Source organism: Pseudomonas sp. 44 R 15, from assembly GCF_900004965.1.
GTDB classification, from domain to species: Bacteria; Pseudomonadota; Gammaproteobacteria; order Pseudomonadales; family Pseudomonadaceae; genus Aquipseudomonas; species Aquipseudomonas orientalis_A.
In genome coordinates, this window is record NZ_CVTU01000121.1 from 70,293 (window position 1) to 76,387 (window position 6,095).

Below are 6,095 nucleotides of genomic sequence, written 5' to 3' on the forward strand. Positions count from 1 at the left end.
TACAGCTAGAGGATCTTGGGAAACTCCAAAGCCAAGTGATCCAAGAAAACACGTACTGACGGCAGTAATCCTTTGCGGGAAGGTACCAGTGCAGTGATCCTGGCATCGCCAGCTATCCATTCGGGCAGAACTCGATGAAGCTCACCACGCGCAACGGCCGCCCGCGCGATGTAACTCGGCAGGGCCACAATCCCAAGCCCGCTGATAGCTGCATGTTGCAGGCTGAGCATGTCCTCGCTTTGCAGCCGCGGCATGATGGGCACAGCAATTTCTTCGATCGATAAAGTGACATGGCGCAACCGCCAGTTCATGGGGGCATTAGCTCGCGCAAAGAAAATCGAGGCGTGGCTGCTTAGCTCCGCTGGCGTGGCCGGTGCGCCATGTTCGGCCAGATAGCTTGATCCGGCGAACAGAAACCAGGGAGCGACCCCGAGCATGCGCTGGACAAGATCGGAGTCCGGCAATGGAGCCTCATGCGCCCGGATGGCGACGTCGTAATTTTCGCCAACAATATCGATGGTTCGATCGGCTGCATGAGCGACCATATTGATCTTGGGATAGACACGAAGGAAGTCAGCGATCATGCCCGCCATGGCGAAATTCATGGTCGCGACTCCAGCGGTACACCGGATGGTCCCGACGGGCTCCAACAACCGCTGACGCACTGACATTTCTGCCATCTCCGCTTCTCGCAGCGCGGCCAGCGCGTGCTGGTAAAACTCTTCTCCTGCCTCGGTCATACCGAAGCGACGCGACGTTCGGCTGAGCAAACGCACACCTAATTCGCCCTCCAATTGTTGCATGCGGTGGCTAAGCGTTGACTTGGGCATACCGGTACTTGCAACTGCGGCAGTAAACCCACCGCGATCGACCACATTGACAAAAATAAACAGATCGTTCAGGTCCAGCCGATTCACGTATGGCCCAATCATAGGAAGGCAATTTTTAATCTTGAAGAGTTCCAAGGGTACCGTCTAGAACTATGTGGTTATTTGGCAATGTTTCGCTGGGAAGGAGCGTCCAATGAGCGGGAAGTTGAATCTGGCCAAACCGGCTTGTTGGGGGGAGGCCCAATACCTAACATCCGGTGAATAGCCAAACCCCGGAGCAGAGAATGAAATCAATAAATGGCAAAGTCGTCCTCGTTACTGGTGCCTCATCGGGATTGGGGCGCGAGTTAGTGCATCAACTGCTGGAAAAAGGTGCGCTAGTCGCAGCCACCTTTCGCAAGCAAGAAGAAGTGGATTTCTATAACGGTAAACATGCTGCGCAGGGCATGGGCGTTTTGGTAGACGTGACAGACGATGTGGCGGTCAAAACGGGTGTGGCCCAGGTGCTGGATCACTTTGGACGTATCGACATTGTCGCCAACTGTGCGGGTGCTGGCACAGTGGGTGCAGTTGAAGAAATGACGGATCGAGAAGCGCGGCGTGTATTCGATCTGAATTTCTTTGGCGGCCTGAACATCATTCGCGCTGTAACCCCTGCGATGCGCAAGCAGCGCAGCGGGCACATCATTCAATTCTCCGCAATCGGTGGCTTCATTGGCTACCCGGGCATGGGCGTGTACTCGGCCGCTAAGGGCGCTACTGACATCCTGGGGGAAGCACTGGCAGGTGAACTTGCACCCTTTAACATCGCCACGACTGTGTTGACCATCGGTGTATTCGAGACCCAATTTGCGGGTCGCTCACTGGCTTACGTCGAGCAAAAAATCGATGACTATGAAGGCACACCCGTCGGTAAGTTCCGTGTAGCTATAGGTGGTCTGCAAGGTAAGCAGCCGAATGTTCCAGGAAAAGGGGCTTTGGCGATTATCAACCTGATGGAGGCGGATCATCCACCCGTACACGCGGCCTTGGGTGCCGATGCGATGGGCGGAATGCGTGCAAAAATGGCCAAAGTCGAGCAGGAACTTGTCCAGTGGCAGGGCAACGCAACCTCTACAGAACGCAGCATCAACGGAATCTGATCATGCGAATGACCAACAAAGTTGTACTGATTACCGGCGCATCGCGCGGGCTCGGATTATCCCTGGCACGTCGTTTTGCCAGAGAGGGGGCTTCCGTTGCGTTGACGTACAACACTGACGCTGCCGCAGCCGACCGAAATGTCGAGGCTCTCGTTGCTGAGGGCGCTCAAGCGATGGCCATCGGGGGAGACATCAGCGACCCGGACGCTGTCAAAGCCATATTCGCAGCAGTGCTGGCTCGATTTGGGCGCATCGATATTGTCGTGGCCAATGCCGGGCGGGAGCTTATCGACACACCGATCACGGAAATCGATAACGCGATGTTCGAGGCTGTCACCAAAACCAATGTGTTTGGCACCTTCTATACGCTTCGCGAAAGTGCGCGCCATGTTACCGATGGTGGACGCATCATCGTGATTTCGTCCACTACGACGATCGTACCGAACGCAGGCTTCACCGCGTATGCCGGAAGCAAAGCCGCCGGCCGGCTTTACGTTGAATGTCTCGCGCAGGAAATGGGCAAGCGTAACGTCACGGTGAACGGTGTGGTACCGGGGCCGCTACGTGACGCCGGTGTCATCGCAAACCTTCAGGAAAATGACTATCAGGCATTGGCACAGTTGTCGCCATTTGCGCGCTTGGGCTCTGTCGCCGATGTCGAAGGCGCCGTGCTTTTCCTGGCAAGTGACGATGCAGCTTGGATTTCCGGTCATCACCTGGTTGTCAACGGCGCCGCCAAAGTATAGGGCAGACCCACATGACCAGGCGGTGGGGCAGTCCTCATCGTTCGGCCACCGTTCGACGTCCGTTTTTTTGTTCTTTTCAAATTGATTACCCCCTTTAAAGCCACTTAAATCAAGGTCCCATCATGTCGCCTAAAAAGATTGCCGTCATTGTCGGCAGCCTGCGCAAAGAGTCGTTGAACCGCCTATTTGCTCAAGAAGTAATCGCGCTTGCGCCACCGAGCCTTTTATTAGAAATAGTCGAGATCAATGAACTGAATCTGTTTAACCAAGACTTGGAAGAAAACGGTAAGAGTGCCCCTGAAGCCTGGACTCGTTTTCGCCAAAATATGGCGTCGAAAGATGGAGTACTGTTTTTCACTCCCGAATACAACAGGTCAGTTCCTGGTGTATTGAAGAACGCCATTGATATTGGTTCTCGCCCTTACGGCGAGTCTGTGTGGGCAGGCAAACCCGCAGCTATCGTAAGCGTATCGCCCGGTGCCAGCGGCGGCTTCGGTGCTAACCATCATTTACGTCAGTCTATGGTATTTCTGGACATGCCACTTTTGCAGCAGCCGGAAGCGTATATCGGTGGGGCGACAAGGCTACTGGGGCCAGGCGGAAATTTGAATGACGACGGAACTACTCAGTTCTTGAAAAAATTCATTGACGCCTTTGCTGCATGGGTCGAAATCAATACCGCCAAGTCAACGGGTTTAATCTAGGGTGCTAGAAACTCTCTGCTTTGGCTGATCTAAGGCGTTGTATGAGTCGTCTCAGGTTTCACGTACGGCCTTAGTGTCCGCTAATGGCCGGGAGCTGCGGTACGCAACTGAAAGCTTCCGGCCCAAAAAAGCGGCTCCGAATCGCCGAATGAAGGCTAAGAAACCTGATCACCTATCACTATGATGGGTGCTCCGAAGGTTACATCAGATAGCCGAGTAGCCTCAGCTAATGCCCGTAAAGGGGCAGGCAAATCGAAAAGTGTCAGTGGATTCAGTGGGCGGCATTGCAGCTCATACCCCCTCAAGGCCTGGCGTGAATCGCGATGAACGTCTGACCAGTCGTACGCGAAGAACCCACGTTTGGCAAATTCAACGAAAGCGTTTACGCCAGCCCTGGCAGTGACCCGATCTACATCGGACACCTCCGGCAATGAAAGGACAAATTCTTCGGAGTTTTCGACGGAGGGCATTGCGGAATCAGGAACCGGCCCTGGCCCCCCCGTAGTGAAGAGCGCAACCTGCCCGACGGCGTCGGTGGCGACCCATCCAACATCAAAGTCCTGGAGAACGAAGGGAGCCACCATTTGCACCTACTTTATAAAAAGGGACGAGTTGATTTCCTAACTCTACTTGCCAGCCCAGAGTGTGTAAAAGCGCGTCGGCAAACTCTTAAAGCGGGAAGAAATTCGACGAGTTCATTGCCCCAGCTTTAAACATCCGGTTCTGGCCGATTACTGCCCGCTACGACAGGCAGAAATCGGCCAATAGCGGAAAGTTGGTGACTAGAAAAGTCGAAAGCGGAACGAGCCATCGAGACTGCGGCGACTACGCCCTATCTATTCGCCCGGAGTAGCAACCCTGCTTGGCATTGTGAACGTGAATGTAACTAACCCCTGGATCAGCAAACATCCGAGTAACAACAGGTTCTATCGCTATTCCATCTACGACGTCGGCATTGAGCATCATCCCATCATCAGTGAATGCACGAAGTGATAGCAGACGGATTCGCATAGACTCGGGTATCTGATCGACTGCGTCATAAGCTTGCGTAGCCCACTCCCTTATGAAGATCGCATGTGAGGCACGGTATGGCGTCTCGGCTGGCTGAGAGAGATGGTTGAGTAAAAGCACATTCTGACCTAGCTCTGCATCCTTTATTTCGATACGGTCAGGAAAGCCTGGGTTGCTGTCGACCATGTAACGCTTTATCCCGAGAGATGCTAGCTCTTGGTCGGGCAATCCAAACAGTGACTGGAATGGCTCGGGGGAAAGGCCAGTTATACGAAACGCCATGGTTAAACTCCTATTAGTTGGAGTCGTATCAGGCTGGAATTCGTCCAGCACTTACTATCCGTTTCTTGCTGCCTTATTCAAGCTGACCGAGACCGACTGCTTAGGGTCGAAAACGGTCTCACCTGAGCGACTGCTTTTGGCCGATTGCAGCCCATCGCGACAGGCAGTTATCGATCCCAAAGGGACACCGGAGCAGGTTATCTACCAGCTGTGTGTTTGGAGGTGTGTATTGTTGAATTTGCCGTTACCCTTCTGGGACATCACGCAATAAGGACTATGCACATGAATGCCGGAATGGCTCATGCGATTGAGGCCGCAGAAAGCGAGTATTTGTGTGCCCGCGTCGAGAGTTTGTCTCGGATAAGTGGAAACCCTTTTGGTGCTCGTGTGTTTTTCAACGAAGCTTTTCCATGCTTTCAGGTGAAGGCATCACCTAGCCCGATGCTCAATCGCATCTACGGCGATAGTACCGACAGACCCAAGTCACTATTGAGCTTGCTCAAGGAATCAGCAGAGTATTCGACAGTAACGCCTCTTATCGGAAAGGCCTCGACTTTGGAACAGTACGCTTTGGTGGGTGAGAAGCGGCTGGAGCGTCTGAGGGGGTGGACGCATCTGCAACTCGCGTGCACCATCGAAAATGTGGTCTTGAATCACCACTCATTCGAAATCGAAGAAGCCACCTCACAAACGCTTCCTGAGTTCGCAGCCGTGCATGCGAGTGGATTTCATACCAAGCCAGAGCATCTTCAGTTGAGCCAGGCTTCGTTAGCAGGACTGATGACAAATGAACGTCTGAAAATCTACGTTCTTAAGGCTGATGGAAAGGTCGTGGCAGGAGCGTTGATGTACCTGGCCTGCAATGGAGTTGCCTACCTTGGGACGGCTGCCACCCGAAAAAATGCACGAGGCCAGGGCTACCATGGAGCCCTGATATCTCATCGGATAGAGCAAGCAAAAAAACACGGCAGTATTGTGATCGCCGCAACCGCGCTTCCCAGCTCGCAAAGTCGCCGAAATTTGCAGCGTACAGGGCTAGCGACATCCCACGCTCAAGCGCTATATCGCCTGGTAGATAGCTGAAGTCTGCTCTTGGCCGATTTCTGCCGGTCAAGGCTAACCAGTGTGCTGGTCAAGTCAATGCAAACAACCGGTCAAGTCCATGCAATTACGCATATGCGCAAGTGCTTAGGGACGTCAGCTGAAAAAAGGTCAAACGCGATGCAGCTAATAGAGGGTTGGATCAATGCAATGACGTATGGGCACCCCCTAGATTTTTCGCGGGAAAATGGAGGTGAAGTATGGACATCAGAGATCAGAGTCAACAGCAGACCATGACTGCTCTGTGGCTATGTCCATAGTTCACAATCTTTCCTTTAA

At 53.3% G+C, this 6,095-nt stretch carries 6 protein-coding genes; 4 read left to right on the forward strand and 2 right to left on the reverse strand.

Annotated features, from left to right (window positions below; translation table 11 throughout):
- Positions 1 to 5: 5 nt before the first annotated feature.
- A complete protein-coding gene (locus tag BFP93_RS26270) occupies positions 6 to 965 on the reverse strand; it encodes a LysR substrate-binding domain-containing protein (protein ID WP_240997065.1) in 960 nt (319 codons plus the stop codon).
- 149 nt (positions 966 to 1,114) lie between these two features.
- Here BFP93_RS26270 and BFP93_RS26275 point away from each other — a divergent pair, with 149 nt between their 5' ends.
- The 3 genes from BFP93_RS26275 (at position 1,115) to BFP93_RS26285 (ending at position 3,422) form a co-directional block, all read left to right on the forward strand.
- Positions 1,115 to 1,972 carry an SDR family NAD(P)-dependent oxidoreductase gene (locus BFP93_RS26275; protein ID WP_056861411.1) on the forward strand — a complete coding sequence of 286 codons (858 nt, stop codon included), beginning with the start codon at positions 1,115 to 1,117 and terminating at the stop codon, positions 1,970 to 1,972.
- A 2-nt stretch (positions 1,973 to 1,974) separates the two neighbouring features.
- Positions 1,975 to 2,718: an SDR family NAD(P)-dependent oxidoreductase gene (locus tag BFP93_RS26280; protein WP_056861412.1), complete on the forward strand. Its 744-nt coding sequence runs from the start codon at positions 1,975 to 1,977 to the stop codon at positions 2,716 to 2,718.
- Between the two features lie 122 nt (positions 2,719 to 2,840).
- Positions 2,841 to 3,422, forward strand: a complete 582-nt coding sequence (locus tag BFP93_RS26285; RefSeq protein ID WP_065883890.1) for an NADPH-dependent FMN reductase — start codon at positions 2,841 to 2,843, stop codon at positions 3,420 to 3,422.
- 825 nt (positions 3,423 to 4,247) lie between these two features.
- Here the strand turns inward: BFP93_RS26285 and BFP93_RS26295 are convergent.
- Positions 4,248 to 4,715, reverse strand: a complete 468-nt coding sequence (locus BFP93_RS26295) for a DUF1203 domain-containing protein (RefSeq protein ID WP_065895510.1) — start codon at positions 4,713 to 4,715, stop codon at positions 4,248 to 4,250.
- 282 nt (positions 4,716 to 4,997) lie between these two features.
- Between BFP93_RS26295 and BFP93_RS26300 the strand changes: the two genes are divergently transcribed.
- Positions 4,998 to 5,798: a GNAT family N-acetyltransferase gene (locus BFP93_RS26300; RefSeq protein ID WP_065892575.1), complete on the forward strand. Its 801-nt coding sequence runs from the start codon at positions 4,998 to 5,000 to the stop codon at positions 5,796 to 5,798.
- Positions 5,799 to 6,095: the final 297 nt, after the last annotated feature.